Raw genomic sequence first — 20697 nt, 5'->3', positions numbered from 1 at the left:
GAATCGGGCCGCCAGGCGACGCCGGGGCGCCCGACGGGGGCGGCGGGCGTTGGCTGAATGCGACGTCCGTACCGAAGCGCATTGCCGGGCCTGCGCTTTCGGTTGCGTGGATGCCATGATTCGCGGCCGCGCTGGCGAGGCGGCGACGGGCACGGCGGCGCGAGCGCGCCGGTCCGGTTCGGCCTCGCAGCCTGCGCGATGTACGACGCCGAGGAGGAGGCGTGACCCAGGACCTGTATTGCTGGCGATGCAAGCGCGTGGTGCCGATGCTCGACGAAGCCGAGTGGGCGCGGTACCGGGCGCTGGTCGAAGACTATGTTCGCGATTTCAAGCGCGAAGGCAGCCGCGACGCCGCCGGCCGGCGCTTGCCGCAGCCGGCGAAGAGCCTCATCGAAGTCGTCGCGGACTTCTACCAGAGCCTGGTGGGCTATCCGGTGGTCGACCCGGACTGCAATTTCTTCGAGGCCTATGCGATCGATCACCATCGGCTCAGCGAGATCGGCCCGCCCTGCGCCCACTGCGGCAAGCCCCTGCGCACGCAGCGCGCGAGCTTTTGCGCGAGTTGCGGGACGCCGCGCGCGGGCTGAGCGCCGGCAGCGACGGCGCGTTGCCTGATCCGCTATGCCCGATCCCGGGCGCAGCTACCATGCGCGCATGGCCGCCTTCGATTCCGTCGTCCTGACCACCCCGCGCCTGTCGCTGCGGCCATTGCGGCCTGGCGATGGGGCGGCCTTGCTGGCGATCTGCTCCGATCCGCAGGTGATGCGCTACTGGAGTTCGCCGCCGTGGAAGGCGATCGACCAGGCGCGGGCGCTGATCGCACGCGACCGCGAGGCGATGGCGGCCGGGCAGTACCTGCGCCTGGGCCTCGAGCGCGACGGCCGCCTGATCGGCTACTGCACCCTGTTCCAGCTCGACGCGCAGAACCGTCGCGCCGAACTGGGCTACGTGCTCGCCGCCGCGGCCTGGTCGCAGGGCTACATGGGCGAAGCGCTGCGCGCCCTGCTCGACTACGGCTTCGACGCGCTCGACCTGCACCGGGTCGAGGCCGACACCGACCCGCGCAACCGCGCCTCGGTGCGTTGCCTGGAGCGTCTGGGCTTCGTCCGCGAAGGCCTGCTGCGCGAGCGCTGGATCGTCGCCGGCGAAGTCTCCGACACCGCCCTGTACGGCCTGCTACGTCGAGACTGGCGCGCTAGTCCCCTGTAGGAGCGGCGTGAGCCGCGACCACCGAAGAGGTGGACGTAAGCATATTTCGGCGAAATTCGGACCTGCGGCTGCGATTTGCCCTTCCCGGATTTCGGCGAATGGCGTGGTATCTCACCGCTTCGGTGGTCGCGGCTCACGCCGCTCCTACAAGGGTACCGTGAGCCGCGCTCCTGGCGGCGCGCCGGCCGCATCGACTAGATTGCCGTCATGCGTGTCTATCTCGACGACGAACGCTCCACGCCCGAGGGCGGGGTGCGGGTGTACTGGCCCGATGAGGCCATCGCCCTGCTGCGCCAGGGCGGGGTGACCGAGATCAGCCTGGATCACGACCTCGGCGACGACGCGCGCGGCACCGGCTACGACGTGATCGCCTGGATCGAGGAGGCGGTCGCCCTGGACGGGTTCGTGCCGCCGTCGATCCGCGTGCATTCGGCCAATCCGTCGGCGCGGTTGCGGATGCAGGCGGGTATCGCCGTGATCGAGCACCTGGCGCGGATCCCCTGAACCGAATCCATGACCCGAGTCCCATGACCCAAGTGTTGTACCCAATGCGCGCCGCCGATGCCCGCGTGCGCTTCGAACTGACCGGGCTTGGCGCGGACGGCCGGCGTAGGCGCGTGCTCGACGGCTACCGGCCGCACTACCGCATCCGGCCGGATTACCACACGTCCGCTCAGCATCGTTTTCTCGATGCGACCGAAGTCCTGACCGGGGAATCCGCCGAGGCTGAAGTGTGGCTGCTGACGCCCGAACACTACCCGGGCACGCTCTGGGTCGGACGCCGCCTGGATATCAGCGAGGGCGCGCGGCCGGTCGGCTTCGCGACCGTGCTGGAGGTGTTCAACCCGATCCTGCTCGGCGCCGAAGCCGCGCCGGAACGGATCTAGCGCCCGGCAGCGCTCAAGGCAAGCCGCCGATCCAGGTCCCGGTCACCTGCAGGTCCTCGTCCAGCGCGACCAGGTCGGCGCGGTAGCCCGGCGCGATCCGGCCCAACTCGTCGCCCAGGCCGAGGAAGTCGGCCGGGTAGGCCGAGGCCATGCGGCAGGCTTCGTCCAGCGGCAGGCCGAGCCGGCGCACGCTGTTGCGCACCGCGCTGGCCATGTCCAGCGCGGAGCCGGCCAGGGTGCCCTCGGCGGTGCTGCACTTGCCGTCGCGGCAGGTCATGGTCTGGCCGTAGAGGACGAAGTCCTCCCGCTCGCCGCCGACCGGCGGCATCGCGTCGGTGACCAGCATGATCTTGCCGCGCGGCTTGGCGGCGATGGCGATGCGCAGCGAGGCGTCGTGCACGTGTTCGCCGTCGACGATCACCCCGCACCAGCTGTCCGGGTCGTCGATGCAGGCGCCGACGCCGCCGGGCTCGCGGCTGCCGAGCGGGGTCATGGCGTTGAACAGATGGGTCACGCCGCGCACGCCGTGGGCGAAGGCCGAGCGCAGGCGTTGGTAATCGGCGGCGGTGTGGCCGGCGCAGACCAGCACGCCGCGCGCGGCCAGGGCCTGCAGGACGGCGTCGTCGAAACGTTCCGGGGCCAGGGTCAGCACGGTCTTGCCGATGCCGAGCGAGGCGACCAGCTCCAGTTCGTCCTCGCCCGGGGTGTGGAACTTGTCCGGGTCGTGCACGCCTTTGCGCGCCTGCGCCAGGTAAGGGCCTTCCAGATGGATGCCGAGCACGCCGGGCAGGCCTTGGTGCATGGCCTCGCGCACTGCGCCGATCGCGTCGCGCATCACCGCGACGTCGTCGCTGATCAGGGTCGGCAGCAGGCCGGTGGTGCCGAACTTGCGGTGCGCCTGGGCGATGCGGCGCACGCCTTCGACCGTCGGCTGGTCGTTGAACAGCACGTCGCCGCCGCCGTTGACCTGGGTGTCGATGAAGCCGGGCACCAGATAGCGGCCGCGCAGGTCGATCGTGTCGGCGCTGCGCGGCGCGGGGCCGGGCAGCACCGCGACGATGTGGCCTTCCTCGACGATCACGCTGAGGTCGGATTCGAAGCCGCGCTCGCCGAGCACGCGGCCGTTGACGAAGGCGGTGGCCGTCATGGCAGCGTCCTCAAACCGTTTCGGTGACTTTGTTGAGATGCGGCGGCAGGTCCGGGTTGTGCCCGCGCGCCACGGACAAGGCGTTCACCGCTTTGTAGAAGCTGGCCACGGTGATCAGCGGCGTCATCGCCGGATGCAGCGAGCGCGCCAGCGGCAGGCTGTCGCCGCCGTGGATGCCCGGCGCGGCCAGCCATACCGGCGCGCCGCGCTGGCGGAATTCGCGCGCCACCGCGACCGTGCCGTCGCCGGTGCCGTCGTCCTGGGCGAAGGCCAGCACCGGGAAGCCCGGGCCGACGATCGCCATCGGCCCGTGCTTGACCTCGGCGCTGCTGAACGCCTCGGCGTGCAGGCCGCAGGTTTCCTTGAACTTGAGCGCCGCTTCCTGGGCCGCGCCGAGGCCGAGGCCGCGGCCGATCACGAACAGATTGCGCGCATCGACCAGGCCGTCGACCAGCGCCGACCAGTCCTGGCGCGAGGCCTCGCGCAGCGCGTCGGGCAGGGCGTGCACGGCGTCGAACAGGCGCGCCTCGTGGCTCCAGCGCGCGGTCAGCTGCAGCAGCGCGGCCAGCGAACACAGGTAACTCTTGGTCGCCGCCACGCTGGTCTCCGGCCCGGCGTGCAGGCCGAGCACGGTGTCGGCGATCTGGGCCAGCGGCGAATCGGTCACGTTGACCAGGGCGACGACGTGGGCGCCGGCGGCTTTGGCGATCTCGGCGTTGCGCACCAGGTCCGGGCTCTTGCCCGACTGCGAGACGGCGACGAACAGCGCGTCCTGCAGCTGCGGCTTGACCGCATAGACCGAGCCCACCGAGGGCGAGGCCGAGGCGGTGACCAGGCCGAGCTGGGTTTCGAACAGGTACTTGCCGTAAGTGGCGGCGTGGTCCGAGCTGCCGCGCGCGCAGGTGACGATGAAGCGCGGCGGGCGCTGGCGCAGACGGTCGACCAGATCGTCGACGAGGTCGGCATTGGCTTGGAACTGGCGCGCGACTGCGTCGCCGGCCTCCTGCGCCTCGGCGTACATGCGGGTACCGGTCGGGTCGAGCAGGGTCTGGGTGGTCACGGCGTGGTTTCGCTCTGTAGTTCGGCGACGAAGTCGTAGGCGTCGCCGCGGTAGAAGGACCGGGTGAATTCGACGACGCGGCCGTCGTCGAGGAAGGTGCGGCGTTCGATGAACAATCCGGGCGCGCCTTCGGGCAGGTTCATCAGCCGCGCCTGCTCGGCGTCGAAGGCGATCGCGCGCAGCCGCTGCAGGGCGCGGCTGGGGCGGATGCCGAGCTTGGCGAAGGCTTCGTACAGCGAGTTCTCGACCATGTCGGGCGTGGTCAGCACCGATGCGGGAACCACCGTGCGCTCGAGCGCGAGCGCCACGCCGTCGGCGGTGCGCAGGCGGTAGTAGCGGATCACCTGCGCACCCGGCGACAGGTTCAGCGCCATCGCTTCTTCCGGCGTGACCTCGCCGACGCCGCGCTCGAGGAAGGTCGAACGCGGATCGAGGCCGCGCGCGCGCAGGTCGTCGGTGAAGCTGGTCAGGCGCGAGAACGATTTGACGATGCGCTCGGCGACGAAGGTGCCGGCGCCCTGGCGCTGCACCAGCAGGCCGTCGGCGACCAGGCCGGCGATGGCCTTGCGCACGGTGACCCGCGACAGGTCCAGCCATTTGCCGAGCTCGCGCTCGCCGGGCAGGGCCTGGCCGGCGGTCAGCTCGCCGTTCTCGATCGCGTGCTGCAGGGTCCGGCGCAGGTGCTGGTAGGCCGGCGCGCGTCGCGCGTCGGACTGCCGGCGGAACTCGTCGAGCAGGTAGGGCTGCATAGTGTGAAAAGATACCAGTGCAAGACCAATGGCGGCAACAAAGGCGCGTAAGTCGCGTCTAAATGGTTGAATTATGGTTAATTTGTCGGAGTGGTATCTTACTGGTATCTTTGCTGGTATGGTTTCACCCAGACCAGTCCGAGCCCGACCATGAGCGTCTACTCCGTGCCGTCCCCCTCCCAGGCCCCGCATTCGGCGCCGCTGGCCCCGTTCGATCTGGTGATCTTCGGCGGCACCGGCGACCTGGCCCTGCGCAAGCTGCTGCCGGCGCTGTTCCATCGCTATGTCGACGGCCAGATCGTCGCCGGCACCCGCCTGGTCGGCATCGCCCGCGACGAGCGCAGCGACGAGGACTACCGCGGCAAGGTCCGCGACGCGCTGCGCAGCTTCGCCGGCGAGCAGGCGCAGCAGGGCGAGGCCTTGGACGGTTTCCTGGCGCTGCTGCATTACCGCCGCCTGGACCTGAGTTCCGATGCCGGCTGGCCGGAGTTCGCGGCCGAGTTTCCCGACCAGGAACGCGTGCGGGTGTTCTATCTCGCGGTCGGCCCGGACCTGTTCGGCGTGGTCGGCGACCGCCTGCAGTCGCACGGCCTGGTCAACCCGAAGACGCGGGTGGTGGTGGAGAAGCCGCTGGGCAAGGACGGCCGCAGCGCCGACACCATCAACGACGCGCTGGCGCGGGTGTTCGCCGAAACCCAGATCTTCCGCATCGACCACTACCTCGGCAAAGAGACGGTGCAGAACCTGACTGCGCTGCGCTTCGGCAATGCGCTGTTCGAGCCGCTGTGGAAGGCCGAGCACATCGACCACGTGCAGATCACCGTCGCCGAAACCGTCGGCGTGGAATCGCGCGCGCCGTACTACGACAAGTCCGGGGCGTTGCGCGACATGGTCCAGAACCATCTGCTGCAGTTGCTGTGCCTGGTGGCGATGGAACCGCCGTCCTCGCTCGCCGCCGACGCGATCCGCGACGAGAAGCTGAAGGTGCTGCGCGCGCTGCGCCCGATCGAGAACGGCAACGCCGCGCAATTGACCGTGCGCGGCCAGTACAAGGCCGGCGCGGTCGAAGGCCGCGCGGTGCCGGGCTATGCGCAGGAACTCGGCGCGCAGTCGCTGACCGAAACCTTCGTCGCGCTCAAAGCCGAAGTGAAGAACTGGCGCTGGGCCGGGGTGCCGTTCTACCTGCGCACCGGCAAGCGCCTGGCCGAGCGCGTCTCGGAGATCGTGGTCACCTTCCGCCAGGTGCCGCATTCGATCTTCGAAGACCTGACCGAGCAGGACCCGTCCAGCCGCCTGGCGCCGAACAAGCTGGTGCTGCGTCTGCAGCCCGACGAAGGCGTGAAGCTGTGGCTGATGAACAAGGTGCCGGGCCCCGGCGGCCTGCGCCTGCGCCACGTGCCGCTGGACATGAGCTTCGCCGCCGCGTTCGGCGGGCGCCAGGCCGACGCCTACGAGCGCCTGTTGATGGACGTGGTGCGCGGCAACCCGATGTTGTTCATGCGCCGCGACGAAGTCGACGCGGCCTGGAAATGGATCGACCCGATCCGCGCCGCCTGGGCGGCGAGCGCCGACGCGGCGCGTCCGTACACCGCCGGCAGCTGGGGCCCGAGCGCCGCGGTGGCCTTGATCGAACGCGATGGGAGGACCTGGCATGAAGATGCAGGCTGAGCGACTGAAAGTGATCGAACCCTTGCCGCTGCCGCTGCACGAACGCCTGTTCGACGACGGCGAACACCTGGCCCAGGCGCTGGCGCGCCAGGTCGCCGCCGACCTGCGCGGTGCCCTGGCTCGCCACGGCGAGGCCTGCATCGCCCTGTCCGGCGGCAACACGCCCAAGCGCTTCTTCCAGGCATTGTCGACCCAGACCCTGGACTGGGCGCGGGTCACCGTGCTGCCGATCGACGAACGCTGGTTGCCGCCGGAGCATCCGCGTTCGAACGAACGCCTGCTGCGCGAACACCTGTTGCAGCACAACGCCGTCGCGGCGCGCCTGCTGCCGCTGTACCGGCCGACCGAGACGCCGGAAGCGGCGCTGATGCCGGTGCTGACCAAGATCGCCAACGAAGGCCTGCCGCTGGACGTCGCGGTGCTCGGCATGGGCGACGACGGCCATGTCGCCTCGCTGTTTCCGGACCTGGGCCGCGACAACCCGGCGCTGCGCGAAATCGGCCTGCAGCCGCGCGGCCGCGCGCCGGTGATGGCGATCCGCACCGAGGCCATGCCGGAGCCGCGCATGACCCTGACCCTGAGCGCGATCTTCACCGCGCCGGCGCTGTACCTGCACATCGAAGGCGAGAAGAAGCGCGCGGTGCTCGACAACGCCCAGCGCGACCCGCGCAACAACCTGCCGATCCGTTCCGTGCTGCTGGGCGCCCCGCACCCCCCGACCCTTTACTGGAGCCCGTGAGCGAGAGCCGTCCGCTCTGCTCTGCCAATCCCTAATCCCGAATCCCTAATCTCGGACTCCTTGGCGCCCGCCACAGCTTGGGCGCCCAAGACAGCCAAGCCCTGACTCCCTCCCCTCCCAAGTTACGGCTTTTGCTGTCGCCCCTTTCGACGAAAGGGGCAGCGCCCGCTTCGCGGGCGTGGGGGGATTTGCTTTTGCCTTTGCTTCTGCGGAAGGTGTAGGAAGAGCACATCCCCCCTACCTCCTTTTCGAAGGGGGAACCGGTCGGCCTCTGTCGCTGGAGAGAGGATCGTCCGGCTTCTTCCGCCAGCGCCTGGCATTGACCGAGTACCCGTGAATACCCAACTGCACCCCGTAGTCGCGCAAGTCACGCAACGCATCGTCGAACGCAGCCGAGCGCGCCGGACCGCCTATCTGGCCCGCATCGAGGCGGCCAGCGGCAGCGGTCCGCACCGGCGGCGTCTGTCCTGCGGCAATCTGGCCCACGGCTTCGCCGCCTGCACGGTCGGCGACAAGCAGGCGCTGCGCAGCGGCGTCGCGCCCAACCTGGGCATCGTCAATTCCTACAACGACATGCTCTCCGCGCATCAGCCGCTGGAGCGCTTTCCCGAACTGATCAAGACCGCGGCGCGCGATTGCGGCGCCACCGCCCAGGTCGCCGGCGGCGTGCCGGCGATGTGCGACGGCGTCACCCAGGGCCGCGAAGGCATGGAGCTGTCGCTGTTCTCGCGCGATGTGATCGCGATGTCGACCGCGATCGCGCTGTCGCACGACATGTTCGATGCGGCGCTGTACCTGGGCGTGTGCGACAAGATCGTGCCCGGCCTGCTGATCGGCGCGCTGCAGTACGGCCACTTGCCGGGCATCTTCGTGCCGGCTGGGCCGATGACCTCGGGCCTGCCCAACGACGAGAAGTCGCGCGTGCGCCAGCGCTACGCCACCGGCGAGGCCAGCCGCGAGGAACTGCTCGAGGCCGAGGCGCGCAGCTACCACGGCCCCGGCACCTGCACTTTCTACGGCACCGCCAACTCCAACCAGATGTTGATGGAGATGATGGGCCTGCACCTGCCGGGTTCGAGCTTCGTCCATCCCAATACGCCGCTGCGCGATGCGCTGACCGCGCAGGCGGCGCAGCGCGCCGCGCAGATCACCGCGCTGGGCGACGACTACCGCCCGATCGGCCGGATCGTCGACGAGCGCGCGATCGTCAACGGCGTGATCGGCCTGCACGCCACCGGCGGTTCGACCAACCACCTGCTGCACCTGATCGCGATGGCGGCGGCGGCCGGCATCGAATTGCGTCTGGAAGACTTCGACGCGCTGTCCTCGGCGATTCCGCTGCTGGCACGGGTGTATCCGAACGGCAGCGCCGACGTGAACCATTTCCACGCCGCCGGCGGGCTGGCCTTCCTGATCGGCGAACTGCTCGACCACGGCCTGTTGCACGGCGACGTCGAAACCGTCGCCGGCCCGGGCCTGGCGCGCTACCGGGTCGAAGCGCGATTGGCCGACGACGGCACGGTCGCTTATGTGCCCTCGGCGCCGGCCAGCGCCGACACCGCGGTGCTGCGCCCGGTCGCCGAGCCGTTCCGCGCCGACGGCGGCCTGCGCGTGCTGAACGGCAATCTCGGCACCGCCGCGATCAAGGTCTCGGCGGTGCCGGAAGACCGTTGGACGGTGCAGGCGCCGTGCCGGGTGTTCGCCGAGCAGCACGAGGTCAAGCAAGCCTTCGAACGCGGCGAACTCGACCGCGACGTGGTCGTGGTGGTGCGCTTCCAGGGCCCGCGCGCCAACGGCATGCCCGAACTGCACCAGCTCACCCCGACCCTGACCGTGCTGCAGAAGCGCGGCCACCGCGTCGCCCTGGTCACCGACGGGCGCATGTCCGGCGCGTCGGGGCAGGTGCCGGCGGCGATCCACGTCACCCCCGAAGCCAGCGCCGGCGGCCCGCTGGCCAAGCTGCGCGACGGCGACGTGGTGCGGGTGGATGCGGTCGCCGGCACGCTGAGCGTGGTCGAACCGGGCGACTGGGCGACGCGCGAGCACGCCACGGTCGACCTGTCGGCGCACCATGTCGGTTTCGGCCGCGAACTGTTCGCCGCCTTCCGCGGCTACGCCGCACCGGCCGATCAGGGCGCCGGCGTGTTTCCGCCGCTGCCGCTTTGATCGCCCGCTCGAGTCCTGAATCCCGAATCCCCTCATCCCCAATCCCGGCCGCCCATGCCCGCCCCCGTACGTACCACCTTCCTGTTCGACCTCGACGGCACGCTCGTCGACAGCGTTTACCAGCATGTGCTGGCGTGGAAGCACGCGCTCGACGCCGACGGCATTCCGCTGTCGGTGTGGCGCATCCACCGCAAGATCGGCATGAGCGGCGGCTTGTTCACCAACATCCTGCTGCGCGAGACCGGGATCGACATCACCCCGGAGCGGGTCGAGCGCCTGCACCGTCTGCATGCGCAGGCTTACGCCGCGCAGGCGACCCAGATCCGGCCGCTGCCGGGCGCGGTCGAGCTGCTGGCGTATCTGAGCGACAACGGCATTCCTTGGGCGATCGCGACCAGCGGCCGGATGGAGACCGCGCGCCATAATCTGGTCGCGCTCGGCGTCGATCCGGAGCGTTCGGTGGTGATCACCCGCGACATGGTCAAGCACGCCAAGCCCGACCCGGACCTGTTCCTGGCCGCGGCCGACCAGGTCGGCGCCGACATCGAGCATTCGGTGGTGGTCGGCGACAGCATCTGGGACCTGCTCGCCGCGCGCCGCGCGCGTGCGCTCGGCGTGGGGTTGCTGTCGGGCGGTTACGGCCAGGAAGAACTCGAGCGCGCCGGCGCGTTCCGGGTCTACGAGGACCCGGCCGACCTGCTCAAGCACATCGACGAAGTGGCTGCGCGTCCGTAAGCGCGGCGCCCGTGAATCCGGAGTTTCAATCCATGAGTTCGATCCAGGATCTGCAAAAGCGCGTCGGCGCGGTATTGGCGCTGGCGCCGGTGGTGCCGGTGTTGGTGATCGAGGACGTGAAGGATGCCGTGCCGCTGGCGCGCGCCCTGGTCGCCGGCGGCTTGCCGGCGATCGAAGTCACCTTGCGCACGCCGGTGGCGCTGGACGCGGTGCGCGCGATCGCGGCCGAAGTCGAAGGCGCTGCGGTCGGCGTCGGCAGCGTGCGCCGGCCGTCGGATTTCACCGACGCGTTGAAGGCCGGCGCGACTTTCGCGGTGTCGCCGGGCAGTTCGCCGGGCCTGCTCGCCGCCGCGCGCGACATCGACCTGCCGTGGCTGCCCGGCGCGGCCACCGCCTCGGAAGCGATGGCATTGTTGGAGCAGGGGTACACCCAGCTCAAGTTCTTCCCGGCCGAATCGATCGGCGGCGCGACCGCGCTCAAGGGCATCGGCGGGCCCCTGCCCGAGCTGCGCTTCTGCGCCACCGGCGGGATCGGCGCGCACAACGCCGGCGAGTATCTGGCGTTGAAGAACGTGCCCTGCGTCGGCGGCTCCTGGGTGGCGCCGGCGGCGGCGGTGCAGGCCGGCGATTGGACCAAGATCGAAGCGCTGGCGCGCGAGGCGGCGGCGTTGAAGTGAGTGTGTTTTCCTCTCTCGCGTATGGGAGAGGGGACGGATGCGCCGCCCGGGGAAATTGCGGCGAAGCCGGCCGGTCTCCCTCTCCCGCCTGCGGGAGAGGGACGGGGTGAGGGCGCGCGACGACCGGTTCCGGTTCCGACCGCTGCGCCGGCTCAGGCGCCCCCGGGGCCCCCGGCCGGCCGCGGCGGCGCGGTCGAGCCGCGCACCACCAGGATCGGGCTGAAGCCCTCGTTGGCCGGCGCTTCCACCGGCTGGTCGGTCTCGCGGCGCAGCTCGGCGATCAGCCGGTACGCTGCATGCCGGGCGATTTCTTCGGTGGCCTGCCGCGCCGTGGTCAACGTCGGCCAGGACTGCTTGGAGAACGGGCTGTCCTCGAAGCCGGCGATCGACAGGTCGTAGGGCACGTGCATGCCCGAGGATTTGGCCGCCGCCAGCACGCCGGCGGCGATCTCGTCGTTGCTGCCGAAGATCGCGGTCGGCCGGTCCGGCAGGGCGAACAGGCGGCGCGCGCCGCGGAAACCGTCGTCGAAGGAATAGTCGCCCGGCAGGACCAGGTTTTCGTCCTCGCCGATGCCGTAGTCGGCCAGCGCCTGCGCATAGCCCTTGTAGCGCTCCCAGCTGGAGCGGTGCGATTTGCCGCCCCACAGGAAGCCGATGCGCTGGTGGCCGAGCTGGATCAGGTGCTCGGTGATGTCGTAGGCGGCGTCGCGGTCGTCGACCCAGACGCAGGGCGAGCCGTCCTTGGGGTCCTCGGCGGCGGACACGATGCGCACCAGCTTGATGCCGTGCGCGACCAGTTCGCTGACCAGCTCCATGCGCTCGGACATCGGCGGCGCCAGCACCAGCCCGGCCAGACGCGCGCCCTGGACCAGGTCGATCAGGTCGGCGGCCAACAGCGGCGAGGACGAATCGCAGGGATGGATCTGCAGTCCGTAGCCGGTCTCGCGGCAAGCGGCGAGCACGCCGTTCTGCACGCTGATGATGTAGTACGGGTTCGGATTGTCGTAGACCACGCCCAGCGCATACGGCTGAGCGCTGCGCAGACTGCGCGCCGAGGGGTCGGGCCGGTAGTCGAGCTCGGCGATGGCCTCGTGCACCCGCGCGCGGGTGCGCGCGCGGACGCCGGATTCGTCGTTGATGACCCGCGAGACGGTCTTCAGCGAGACCTGGGCGAGTTCGGCGACGTCTTTGATGGTGGGTCGGCGCACGGGGCTCCTGCGGCGGCGCGGCCGGCGCGGACGGCGCCGTCGGAGGTCTAGCCTACTCGCCGGCTCAGACCTTGGGTACCACGGCCAGGGTCAGGCGCGAGATGCAGGCCAGGCGGCCGGCCTCGTCTTCGATACGGATCTCCCACACCTGGGTGCTGCCGCCGATGTGCAGCGGCCGCGCGGTGCCGGTGACCAGGCCGCGGCGCACGCCGCGCACATGGTTGGCGTTGATCTCGATGCCGACGCAGACCTTGCCCTCGGGGCAGCACAGGTTGCCGGCGCTGCTGCCCAGGGTTTCGGCGAGCAGGACCGAGGCGCCGCCGTGCAGCAGGCCGTAGGGCTGGTGGGTTCGGGCGTCGACCGGCATGGTGCCGCGCACGTAGTCGGGGCCGATTTCGGTGAAGACGATGCCGAGCGGTTCCATCGCGGTGTTGCGCGAAAGCCGATTGAGGTCGTCGACGGTGGTGGTGCCGCGGAACACAGGGCGCGCGGCGGAAGCGGAGTCGGGGGCGTTCATCGCGCCACGATAGCGGCGCGGGCGGGGCCCGGCCAGCCGCGATGCGGCGGAACGCGTTGCGACGGAAACGGCAGCGGCGCGGAACCCGCGCGGTGGATCAAGAAGCCCGGATTCGGCGCGCCGGGCAGTGACTGCGAGGGCGCGCCGATCCGGGTCGGGGTGAAAGGGGCAGGGGTATTGCTGCGATCGGCCGGTCCATGGTCGGCGACCGGCGATCAGGCGAAGCGGAAGCGCGGCTGGACCCAGTTGCTGGTGTAGCTGCGGTTGCTGGCGTAGCCGCTGCTGTTGCCGTAGCCGACGCCGAAATCGCGCTGGCGGTGCAGGTGGCGGACCGGAGCGGCGGTCTTGGCGTTGGTCGGGGCGGTCGTGGTGGCGGTGCGGTTGGTGGTCAGAGCGTTCATGGCGGTTTCCTCTTCCTCGTGTTGTGGAGTCGTAGTGCTTCGGTGTATTGGTAAAGTACAACACCTAACGTAGTTCCCACCCGTGCCGTAAGTCATGGTCCTTTCGGCGAGATCCTGAACGGGGGGCCGGACCGGGCGGCGGGTGCGGCGCACCTGCCAGGGTTCGTAGATAGAGATGTCTGCTGGAGCGGCTTGGTTGCATCGCCGCGCCTATGACTGAAGACCTAGCAAGGGCGGAAAATGTGACCGCCTGGGCGCGCGGCCGCTGCACCCGGGCCGCCTGCGACGCCCCCCGCCCGCTGCCTTTCGCCCCTGTGCCGAGCCCTCCGGGCCGTTTGGGCCCGCATCAGGCCGCGTCGGACGAGGGCTGTGCCCGGTCCGGCATCTAAGAGTATTCCGTATACGATTTTGCGCGCAGGTCTGCCCTAATGGGATCGGGCTCGAAGGCCCCGGAGCGGAACATCGTCCCGGGGAACGCAGGATCGACGGACGCCGTCGAGCGAGGCCCTGAGCGCGCAGTCGAACGTCGGAGCCCGGCCCGGGTGCGCCGGCCGACGCTCGATCCGCGCTTGGGCGTGTCGCCGCGGCATCGGAACCGGCTGTGCCACCCAGCCGGGGGGAGGCTCCGAAACGGATAGCGGATCCGGCTACCGCATGTGCCCAAAACGCGTTTCTCCACGTATCCGAGACCGGGCCACGCCCGGGGCCTCGCCAACAGGGGTTCGATCATGCGAGCGAAAAGTGGTTCATTGGCGTTGTTGCTGATGGCGGCGGGGGCCGTTCCGGCGGCAGCGACCGCGGCTGCGGTAAGCAATCCGCGCGACGACACATGCAGTCGTCCGGAAAACAACGTCGCCAAGTTCTGGAACGATTCCAACTTCGCCGCCAAGGTGGCGCAGATGAATTTCAGCGGCGGAATCGTCTGCATCAATTCGAATGTGGGGATGGGCGCGGGCCAGGTTTCGGCCAGCGACGTCTATACCGCGGACCACCTGTACTGGGTCGCGGACGCGATCGCCGGCAAAGCGCGGGAGCTGCCGGGCCTGAGCGGCGACGCCGATGCGTTCGATTCCAAGCTCAACGAGCTCAACAGCCTGGTGGCGTTCCTGCGCATGGGGCTGGTCAACCAGCCGATCGACCGGCCCATCTCGAGCCAGCCGAGCTGGCTGATCGAGAAGATCCAGGCCGCCATGGACGTGCTGGTCTACAGCTCGGGCACGCCGAACCGCTCCATCTACGCGTTCAACAGCGACGCGCCGGCGAACTTCCCCACCGCGACCAACAGCGAACTGGTCCGCAACATCGCCCTGTTGTTCGCCGACGGCGCCGATACGCTGCCCTACGACGCCGCGCGCAAGGACTATCTGATCACCACCACCCAGGCGGTGATCGAGCGTCTGAAGTACATGAACAACTATGTGTCCTTGTTCGTTCCGGCCGACGCGCCGGGACATCGGGCGCACGAATACCTCAACGCCAACGCGTTCATGAGCCGCTTGCCCGGCTATCTGATGAACGTGCTGCGCAACAGCCTGTTCTCGACCAAGCTGGCGCACAACGCCCAGCCGTTCACCACCGAAGTGCGCTACCCGAAGCGCAAGACCGACTCCGGCGCCCTGCCGGGCGCGGACGACCGGGTCGACGTCGCGTTCGCCGCAGGCACGGATAAGGGCTATCGACAAGCGATTTCGACCGGGAGCTGGGTCAGCTTCAGCATGTCGAACCGGGCCTACGATCAGAGCTACCAGAACCCGAACGTCGAGGTGAATGCGGTCGCGCCGCATTGCGACAGCGTGCAGTTCGAGATCGTCTATAAGCCCAACTACACGCCGAAGTCCGTCGGCGACAACCCGTTGTACTTTCCGTTGAGCCTCAGCGTGGGCTCGGCCGGGTACTACGACGCCAAGGACAAGCGCAATATCGCCACCAACACCAGCTATGGCACCACGCCTGGCGGCCTGCCGCAGAAGGTCTATCTGCAGGCTACGGACGCGCGCAACGGCAGCTACACCTATTCGGCGACCTTCAAGCTCAACGCCGGCAGCGGGATCGATGCGGTCGAATATCCCCTGACCATGTTCGACGTCCAGCTGCTGCAAGGGCTTCCGGTGTATCGCAATAGCGACGGAACCCTGCTGGTCACCGACAGCCGGGGCAGCTACAGCCAATCCGAAGTCAGCATCGGCAAGTTCAAGTACCAATGCCGGACGACGAGGGGGCAGGTGGCCGCCGAACGGATCCGCAACGAATCGACGTTGCGCAACGCCTTCTACAACACCTACGGCGCGGCGTTCGACGCCGCCAACAGCGCGATCCTGTCCGAGAGTCCTTACCAATCGGGCGGGGCGCAGGCCGCACTGATGCGCGAGCTGATGGAGGCCTACGGTACGTACCAGTTCTCCTCGCGCTACCAGGCCGCTCTCCAGTACGACGTGCTGCTGGCCTGGTGGAGGGATCGGATCAAGCCGATCACCGCCACGGTCAGCAACGCGATCCTCGCCGGCAAGACGCGGCACAAGGGCATGGTCATGGCCTTGAGCTACGTACTGAGCAAGACCGGTCTGCTGGGGGGCTGCGAGCAATACAGCATGTGCCGGCCCTATCGGGACCGGGCGGGCGCAGACGACTATTACTTCGACGTCAAGTTCACCTACAACCGCGGCGGCTACGATTGGCGCGTCTGGGCGCAGAAGCCGAGCGATTTGGTCGCAGCTTCATCTACCTACATCATGGATCGGATCGTCAAAGAGTTCGATCTGGCGCACGAGCACTTCTACAAGAAGGTGTTGCGGAACCGCTGGAGCGAATCGGAGAAGAACGGCCATAACTATCGCGCCGGCGATTTCTACGTAACCGCGAACTCCTACAACTGGCAGGAAAGCTTCTCGCCGTTCGTCGAAGGGATCATCGATTTCAACGAATATCACCAGAACGCGACGTTCGCAGGCGGCACCTCGTACGGCGAGGTGTCCGACCGGTCGGAGGCGGGCTTGAACCGAGCCTTCTGGATCTATGCCTTCGCCGACAATCCGTCCTACCGCGCCGGGATGTACGTCCCTTGGGAGCTTGGGCACGAAATGGCGCACGAGTTGGATCGCAAGAGTTTGTTCCTGAGTCACGCGGGCAACAACGGTTGGCCGAGCACGGCGATCACCGAAGGCCTGGCGGAAGTCGTGCAGACGTACCTGAACGAAGATCTGGACCGGCTGGCCGATAGCCGGTATCTCACCACCAAGGCCACCGGCCGCCCGATCTCGTTCCTGGCCCATGCCGCCTACGGCACGGTGTCGGCGAAGTCGACGACGGAAATCTGGCGGGCGGGCGTCCTGCACGACGACAGCGCGTACTGCAAGAACCGCGGCGGCTGCGTTTACGACATCAATACCAGCATCTACAAGTATCTGATCGACAAGGACCCGGCGCAGCTCGATTACCTCAACGACCGCAAGCGAGCGGGCGCGTACGCTACGGCGAACGACTACTACGCGGGCGGTTTGCGCAACATGTACGAGGCGCCGTTCTCGCAGGGCATGCGCAGCGCCAAGGAGCAGTTCGTACGGGAAAATCCCGGCAAGCTGGTGGAGTGATCGCGCGCAGCGCCCCGGCGACGGGGCGCTGCCTACCAATGAGGCAGCGAATCATGCAAGCGAAATGGGTCTGGGGCGCCGCGCTGGCGGCGCTGTTCGGAGGGTTGCTCTTGGTGGCTTGCGAGCCGCTGCGGGGCAAGCTCGCGGGGTGGTTCGGGCAAGACGCCACCCGATCGGCCACCGGCTCGGCGTCCGTCCCGGGAGCGCAGCGCAGCGGCGATGGATCCGAGCGCGCGGGGCGGTCCGAGGTGCGCGACCAGGAACTGCTGAACCGGCACCTGACCGACCACGACCCGGGAACGCCGGCGCGCGCTGCCGCCGAGGAACCGATCGCGCCGGCCGATCCCGAAACGCTGCCGGAAGCCGAACGCATGGCCTACGTGGCCCGCGAGCGGTTCGGTCCCAGGGTTGCGCCGACGCCGGCCGAAAGCGTCCGCTCCAACATTCCCAGGGCGCGTATCGAAAAGCAGAGGGACGGCCGCTACTGGGTGATCACCGACGACGGCCCGGCTCGGCCCGATCTTCCCCCGGGCACGATCGTCGAACGCGACCCCGGGCGGAGGTAGCGCCCGGCGGCGGACCCCGGGCCATGCCCGGGGCGCGTCCTTGCGTTCGAAGCGGCTGCGCTCGCGCCCCGCTGCAGCAACGCCGCAGCGTGCGGACGGTCGGGCGCCGCCGCGTCTACGATCCGCGCTTCTAAAGAATCGGCGCCAAGCCCGCTCCGAAGGCGGTGAACATGCGCGTGGTCAGGCTCTTCACGCCGAGGTTGACCTCGGGGAAGTCGCCGACCGGCTTGTAGCAGGCGCGGAAGCCCGGGTCGTTGCGGTACAGCGGGTGCGGGCAGTTCGGACCCGGCACGAATTCGTAGCTGGTCGCGTAACGCACCGGCCACAGGTCGAAGATCGGCAAATGCTCGGAGATCTTGGCCAGCGAATACTCCAGGCCCGAGAACACCGGCGGTTTGTCGCGGCGCGCGATCACCCAAGAGTTGGCCGGGGCGATGTCGCGGCGGATGCTGTCCGCCAATGCGCGGGCGAAGGCCGGATCGTCGATCACCACCGCGCTTTCGGTATTGTAGTGATCGCCGCGCGGGTCGAAGTTGTGGGTGCCGATCACGCCGATGCGTTCGTCGATGACCATCGACTTGGCGTGCATGCCGATGCGCACGCCGGCGCGCTTGAGCGGCACCGGCTCGTTGCTGCGCCGGCGCGCGTAGCGGATCGCGGCGTACTCGCGCGCCAGCGGCTGGCGGTAGCGCTGGCCGTAGAGCACGCTGCTGCGGTCGGGCAGGCTGCCGCGCGATCCGCTGCCCTGCAACGCGACGCGGCTGGGTCGGCTGCGATCGCGGCGCACGCTCTGGTCCGCGCCGTCCGAGTCGGGCAGGCCGGGCAGATCCAGGTCGGGCAGCTGCGCGCCGGTGGCGGCGATGTCGATCGGCGCATCGGCCGGGAAGGGCTTGTACTCGTAGATATCGAAGCCGAACTCGCGCAGGTAGCGGCGCTTGTACTTGTACGACAGCGCGTAGGCGATGAAGGCGTCGGTCGCCGCCAGGCTGTTGGTCGAGACGATCACCCGCGGCGCGTCGGGACGTTCGTGCAGGGTGCGGAACAATTGCTGCGCCGACTTCGACAGCACCAGGTAGGGCGTTTGCAGCATCACTTCGCTGCGCGAGTTGGCGATCAGGTTGCGCAGCGAATCGGAGGCCAGCGCGGCAGCGGCGCTGTCCTCGCGATGCTTGTCCGGCGTGTCGGAGATGTAGCGCACCGCGCCGACCTCCAGCGCGTGCGCGGCCAGCCGCTGGCGCACCTGCTCGGTGTCGGCGGCGTCCTCGCGCATGCGCGCGGCGCGCTGCGGGCGTTCGAACTCGGCCTTGGGCAGTTCCGGCACGCCCTGCTTGAGCAGGCGCCGGCCGACATCGCCGAGGCGCTCGACCGGCACGCTGCGGCGGTCGTTCCAGAACAGTTCGAAGTCGTCGCCCATCAGGTCGGCGACCGGACCGGCGACCAGCACGTCGCGATCGCGGAAGTTGTACTCGTCGTCCCAGTCGTAATAGTCGTCCTGGTAGTTGCGCCCGCCGGCGATGCCGGTCTGGCGATCGGCGAGCAGCAGCTTGGTGTGCATGCGCTGGTTGAGCCGGCGCCAGCAGCAGGCCGCGGCGAGCACGTACTGCGGATAGCTTATCCGGGCGCGCTGCAGCACCGGGTTGTACAGCCGGACTTCGAAGTTGACGTGCGCGCCCGACAGCGCGGCCAGGGTGTCGACGTGGCGCAGCGCCGACAGTTGGTCCAGCAGCAGGCGCACGCGCACGCCGCGGCGCGCGGCGGCGAGCAGTTCGTCCAGCACCAGCTTGCCGGCGTCGTCCTCGTCGAAGATGTAGGTCTGCAGGTCCAGGCTGCGGCGGGCGCCGCGGATCAGGTCCAGCCGCGCCAGCATCGCGTCGGGGCCGCGGTCCAGGATCAGGGCGTAATGGCGCGGTTGTTCCGGGGTCGAGGCGGCGCGCGCGCGCAGACCCAGTTCGCGCAGCGGCGAGGGCTGGGCGCAGGCGTCGGCGGCGGTGCAGTCGAGCTGCTGCGAGCGGGCCTGCGCGGCGATCTCGCTGGCGCGGTCGCGCTGCGCCGGACTCAGGGTCGCGCAGGCGGACAGGCTCAAGGCCAGCAGGGCGGCGGCCAGGCCGCGCGGCACGGGGTTCAACGGGACGGCTCCTTGCGTTCCGCGCCGTCGCCGGCCGGAGTCTTGCTGTCGCTGGGTTTCGGGTCGGCCATTCTGAGGCCTGCAGGCTTCAACCGTACCTGCATGGTGAAACGGACCCGGTCGCCGAGCGCGAGCTGCCAGCCGTCCAGGCGGTAGTCGTAGCGGCTGACGCTGCCGTAGGCGTAAGCGTCGCAGTCTTCGCCGGGGCGGGCGCAGGCGCCCGGCGGCAGGACGAAGGTTTCCCAGCGGCTGACCCCATGCAGGGTCAGCCGGCCGCGCAGCGGGCCGCCGGTGCGGACCAGGTCGGCGGCGTGCGGCTCGGACACGAATTCGATGGTCGGATAGCGGGCGGCATCGAAGAAACGCTCGCCGCGCGCCAGCCGGGTGTAGCGCTCGGAGTCGCCGACCACCACCGCGGCGGTGGCGAGGCGGATACGGACCTGGTGGCGACCGTCGGCGAGGGTCGCGACCTCGCCTTCGTAGCGCGGGAACTCGCCGCTGACCTTCTGGCCCCAGCGGGTGCGCAGTTCGAAGCCGAAACGGGTGTGGAGCGGATCGAAGCCCTGGCTCGACGGCGGGTTGTGCGGCGCGGCCGGGGGCTGCGCCGCGCCGGCCGCTGCGGCGCACAGCGCCAGCGCGATACCGCCCAGGACGCGCAGGGCCCGGCCCCGCCAGCGCCTCGGCGCCGGCGCCGATGGGCTCACGGCCACCAGAACTGGCTGAGCTGGGCGATGCCCGGTTCCAGGCTGGTGCCGGGCGGCACGGTGAGCACGGCGATGCCCGCCGGCGGCATGCCGCGGTAGTCGCCGGACTGGCCGCTGTGCAGCAGCGCCGCCAGCCGCTCCAGGCCCGGGTTGTGGCCGACCAGCATCAGCCGGTCGGCCTCCGGGTGGGTATCGGCCAGGCCGATCAGGGTGCCCGGCGTGGCCTCGTAGATCGACGGCTCGATGCGCTGCTCGACATAGCCGACCGCGCCGAGCACGGCCTCGAGGGTCTCGCGGGTGCGCCGCGATGGCGAACACAGCACGCAGTCGGGGACCAGTTTGTTCTGTGCCAGCCAGCGTCCGGCGGCTTCGGCTTCGGCCAACCCCTCGGCGGACAGCGGGCGGTCGAGGTCGGCCTGGCCTTGGGCGGCGGGCTCGGCGTGGGCGTGACGCAACAGGATCAATTCGCGCATGAGAGCCAGTGTGGTGAGGAAAGGAAACGGACCGCGGCGGGGGCGCGAACGTGGTCGAAGCATGCCTGCCGGCGTCGCC

General features: G+C 69.4%; 20 protein-coding genes. 11 read left to right on the top strand and 9 right to left on the bottom strand.

The features are described 5' to 3' along the window. Positions 1-221 precede the first annotated feature (221 nt). The 4 genes from TX83_RS00550 to TX83_RS00535 all read left to right on the top strand — a co-directional run bounded on the left by TX83_RS00550 (position 222) and on the right by TX83_RS00535 (position 2096). Positions 222-587: a hypothetical protein gene (locus tag TX83_RS00550; RefSeq protein ID WP_064745958.1), complete on the top strand. Its 366-nt coding sequence runs from the start codon at positions 222-224 to the stop codon at positions 585-587. A gap of 34 nt (positions 588-621) precedes the next feature. Beyond that, on the top strand, positions 622-1209 hold the full coding sequence (locus tag TX83_RS00545) for a GNAT family N-acetyltransferase (RefSeq protein ID WP_261369968.1): 588 nt from the start codon (positions 622-624) through the stop codon (positions 1207-1209). Between the two features lie 207 nt (positions 1210-1416). Then, on the top strand, positions 1417-1713 hold the full coding sequence (locus TX83_RS00540; protein WP_064745956.1) for a cyclic-phosphate processing receiver domain-containing protein: 297 nt from the start codon (positions 1417-1419) through the stop codon (positions 1711-1713). A gap of 44 nt (positions 1714-1757) precedes the next feature. After that, positions 1758-2096 (top strand): hypothetical protein, encoded by a 339-nt coding sequence (locus tag TX83_RS00535; RefSeq protein WP_075574913.1) that lies wholly within the window; start codon positions 1758-1760, stop codon positions 2094-2096. A gap of 13 nt (positions 2097-2109) precedes the next feature. Here the strand turns inward: TX83_RS00535 and nagA are convergent, their stop codons facing one another. Genes nagA through TX83_RS00520 form a run of 3 tightly spaced genes read right to left on the bottom strand, consistent with a single transcriptional unit; the run spans position 2110 to position 5052 of the window. After that, entirely contained in the window at positions 2110-3243 is a 1134-nt protein-coding gene (nagA, locus tag TX83_RS00530; RefSeq protein ID WP_064745952.1) for an N-acetylglucosamine-6-phosphate deacetylase, read from the bottom strand. 10 nt (positions 3244-3253) lie between these two features. Further along, positions 3254-4264: an SIS domain-containing protein gene (locus tag TX83_RS00525; RefSeq protein WP_064745981.1), complete on the bottom strand. Its 1011-nt coding sequence runs from the start codon at positions 4262-4264 to the stop codon at positions 3254-3256. A gap of 35 nt (positions 4265-4299) precedes the next feature. Continuing rightward, positions 4300-5052: a GntR family transcriptional regulator gene (locus TX83_RS00520; protein ID WP_064745950.1), complete on the bottom strand. Its 753-nt coding sequence runs from the start codon at positions 5050-5052 to the stop codon at positions 4300-4302. Positions 5053-5202: 150 nt separating this feature from the next. Between TX83_RS00520 and zwf the strand changes: the two genes are divergently transcribed. The 5 genes from zwf to eda all read left to right on the top strand — a co-directional run bounded on the left by zwf (position 5203) and on the right by eda (position 11037). Then, positions 5203-6720, top strand: a complete 1518-nt coding sequence (gene zwf, locus TX83_RS00515) for a glucose-6-phosphate dehydrogenase (RefSeq protein ID WP_064745948.1) — start codon at positions 5203-5205, stop codon at positions 6718-6720. Next, positions 6704-7459: a 6-phosphogluconolactonase gene (gene pgl / locus TX83_RS00510; RefSeq protein WP_186442479.1), complete on the top strand. Its 756-nt coding sequence runs from the start codon at positions 6704-6706 to the stop codon at positions 7457-7459. Before zwf ends, pgl begins: the two co-directional genes overlap by 17 nt. A gap of 333 nt (positions 7460-7792) precedes the next feature. Next, the gene (gene edd, locus TX83_RS00505) at positions 7793-9625 is read left to right on the top strand and encodes a phosphogluconate dehydratase (protein ID WP_064745946.1); all 1833 of its coding nucleotides are present in this window, start codon (positions 7793-7795) and stop codon (positions 9623-9625) included. A 54-nt stretch (positions 9626-9679) separates the two neighbouring features. Continuing rightward, positions 9680-10360: an HAD family hydrolase gene (locus TX83_RS00500; protein ID WP_064745944.1), complete on the top strand. Its 681-nt coding sequence runs from the start codon at positions 9680-9682 to the stop codon at positions 10358-10360. Between the two features lie 32 nt (positions 10361-10392). Then, on the top strand, positions 10393-11037 hold the full coding sequence (gene eda, locus TX83_RS00495) for a bifunctional 4-hydroxy-2-oxoglutarate aldolase/2-dehydro-3-deoxy-phosphogluconate aldolase (RefSeq protein WP_064745943.1): 645 nt from the start codon (positions 10393-10395) through the stop codon (positions 11035-11037). Positions 11038-11189: 152 nt separating this feature from the next. Here eda and TX83_RS00490 read toward each other — a convergent pair whose 3' ends face one another. From TX83_RS00490 to TX83_RS00480, 3 genes are all read right to left on the bottom strand, one after another. Continuing rightward, a complete protein-coding gene (locus TX83_RS00490; RefSeq protein ID WP_064745942.1) occupies positions 11190-12245 on the bottom strand; it encodes a LacI family DNA-binding transcriptional regulator in 1056 nt (351 codons plus the stop codon). Between the two features lie 64 nt (positions 12246-12309). Then, positions 12310-12762 carry a hotdog fold thioesterase gene (locus TX83_RS00485; RefSeq protein WP_064745941.1) on the bottom strand — a complete coding sequence of 151 codons (453 nt, stop codon included), beginning with the start codon at positions 12760-12762 and terminating at the stop codon, positions 12310-12312. 215 nt (positions 12763-12977) lie between these two features. Then, a complete protein-coding gene (locus TX83_RS00480; protein WP_064745940.1) occupies positions 12978-13163 on the bottom strand; it encodes a hypothetical protein in 186 nt (61 codons plus the stop codon). A 728-nt stretch (positions 13164-13891) separates the two neighbouring features. Here TX83_RS00480 and TX83_RS00475 point away from each other — a divergent pair. Both TX83_RS00475 and TX83_RS00470 read left to right on the top strand, forming a co-directional pair. Next, positions 13892-16750 carry a hypothetical protein gene (locus tag TX83_RS00475; protein ID WP_141233294.1) on the top strand — a complete coding sequence of 953 codons (2859 nt, stop codon included), beginning with the start codon at positions 13892-13894 and terminating at the stop codon, positions 16748-16750. 53 nt (positions 16751-16803) lie between these two features. Beyond that, a complete protein-coding gene (locus TX83_RS00470) occupies positions 16804-17316 on the top strand; it encodes a hypothetical protein (protein WP_141233293.1) in 513 nt (170 codons plus the stop codon). Positions 17317-17446: 130 nt separating this feature from the next. On the opposite strand, the gene TX83_RS00465 is transcribed toward TX83_RS00470, so the two are convergent. The 3 genes from TX83_RS00465 to TX83_RS00455 are packed head-to-tail and all read right to left on the bottom strand — an operon-like array spanning position 17447 to position 20618. Beyond that, entirely contained in the window at positions 17447-19441 is a 1995-nt protein-coding gene (locus TX83_RS00465; protein WP_064745937.1) for a phospholipase D family protein, read from the bottom strand. Further along, complete coding sequence (locus TX83_RS00460) at positions 19438-20145, bottom strand: YceI family protein (RefSeq protein ID WP_261369967.1); 708 nt, start codon at positions 20143-20145, stop codon at positions 19438-19440. The genes TX83_RS00465 and TX83_RS00460 overlap by 4 nt, the downstream gene beginning before the upstream one ends. After that, positions 20142-20618, bottom strand: a complete 477-nt coding sequence (locus TX83_RS00455) for a SixA phosphatase family protein (protein ID WP_064745936.1) — start codon at positions 20616-20618, stop codon at positions 20142-20144. The genes TX83_RS00460 and TX83_RS00455 overlap by 4 nt, the downstream gene beginning before the upstream one ends. Positions 20619-20697: the final 79 nt, after the last annotated feature.

This window comes from Lysobacter antibioticus HS124, assembly GCF_000336385.2.
GTDB lineage: Bacteria > Pseudomonadota > Gammaproteobacteria > Xanthomonadales > Xanthomonadaceae > Lysobacter > Lysobacter firmicutimachus.
Note: the sequence above shows the minus strand (reverse complement) of the source record. Positions and strands in the feature narration are given on the sequence as shown.

Excerpts from the sequence above, each read along its gene's own strand:
- TX83_RS00545 (WP_261369968.1), top strand. The coding sequence starts at position 622 with ATGCCCGATCCCGGGCGCAGCTACCATGCGCGCATGGCCGCCTTCGAT.
- TX83_RS00540 (WP_064745956.1), top strand. The coding sequence starts at position 1,417 with ATGCGTGTCTATCTCGACGACGAACGCTCCACGCCCGAGGGCGGGGTG.
- TX83_RS00535 (WP_075574913.1), top strand. The coding sequence starts at position 1,758 with ATGCGCGCCGCCGATGCCCGCGTGCGCTTCGAACTGACCGGGCTTGGC.
- nagA (WP_064745952.1), bottom strand. The coding sequence starts at position 3,243 with ATGACGGCCACCGCCTTCGTCAACGGCCGCGTGCTCGGCGAGCGCGGC.
- TX83_RS00525 (WP_064745981.1), bottom strand. The coding sequence starts at position 4,264 with ATGTACGCCGAGGCGCAGGAGGCCGGCGACGCAGTCGCGCGCCAGTTC.
- TX83_RS00520 (WP_064745950.1), bottom strand. The coding sequence starts at position 5,052 with ATGCAGCCCTACCTGCTCGACGAGTTCCGCCGGCAGTCCGACGCGCGA.
- zwf (WP_064745948.1), top strand. The coding sequence starts at position 5,203 with ATGAGCGTCTACTCCGTGCCGTCCCCCTCCCAGGCCCCGCATTCGGCG.
- pgl (WP_186442479.1), top strand. The coding sequence starts at position 6,704 with ATGAAGATGCAGGCTGAGCGACTGAAAGTGATCGAACCCTTGCCGCTG.
- TX83_RS00500 (WP_064745944.1), top strand. The coding sequence starts at position 9,680 with ATGCCCGCCCCCGTACGTACCACCTTCCTGTTCGACCTCGACGGCACG.
- eda (WP_064745943.1), top strand. The coding sequence starts at position 10,393 with ATGAGTTCGATCCAGGATCTGCAAAAGCGCGTCGGCGCGGTATTGGCG.
- TX83_RS00485 (WP_064745941.1), bottom strand. The coding sequence starts at position 12,762 with ATGAACGCCCCCGACTCCGCTTCCGCCGCGCGCCCTGTGTTCCGCGGC.
- TX83_RS00480 (WP_064745940.1), bottom strand. The coding sequence starts at position 13,163 with ATGAACGCTCTGACCACCAACCGCACCGCCACCACGACCGCCCCGACC.
- TX83_RS00475 (WP_141233294.1), top strand. The coding sequence starts at position 13,892 with ATGCGAGCGAAAAGTGGTTCATTGGCGTTGTTGCTGATGGCGGCGGGG.
- TX83_RS00470 (WP_141233293.1), top strand. The coding sequence starts at position 16,804 with ATGCAAGCGAAATGGGTCTGGGGCGCCGCGCTGGCGGCGCTGTTCGGA.
- TX83_RS00455 (WP_064745936.1), bottom strand. The coding sequence starts at position 20,618 with ATGCGCGAATTGATCCTGTTGCGTCACGCCCACGCCGAGCCCGCCGCC.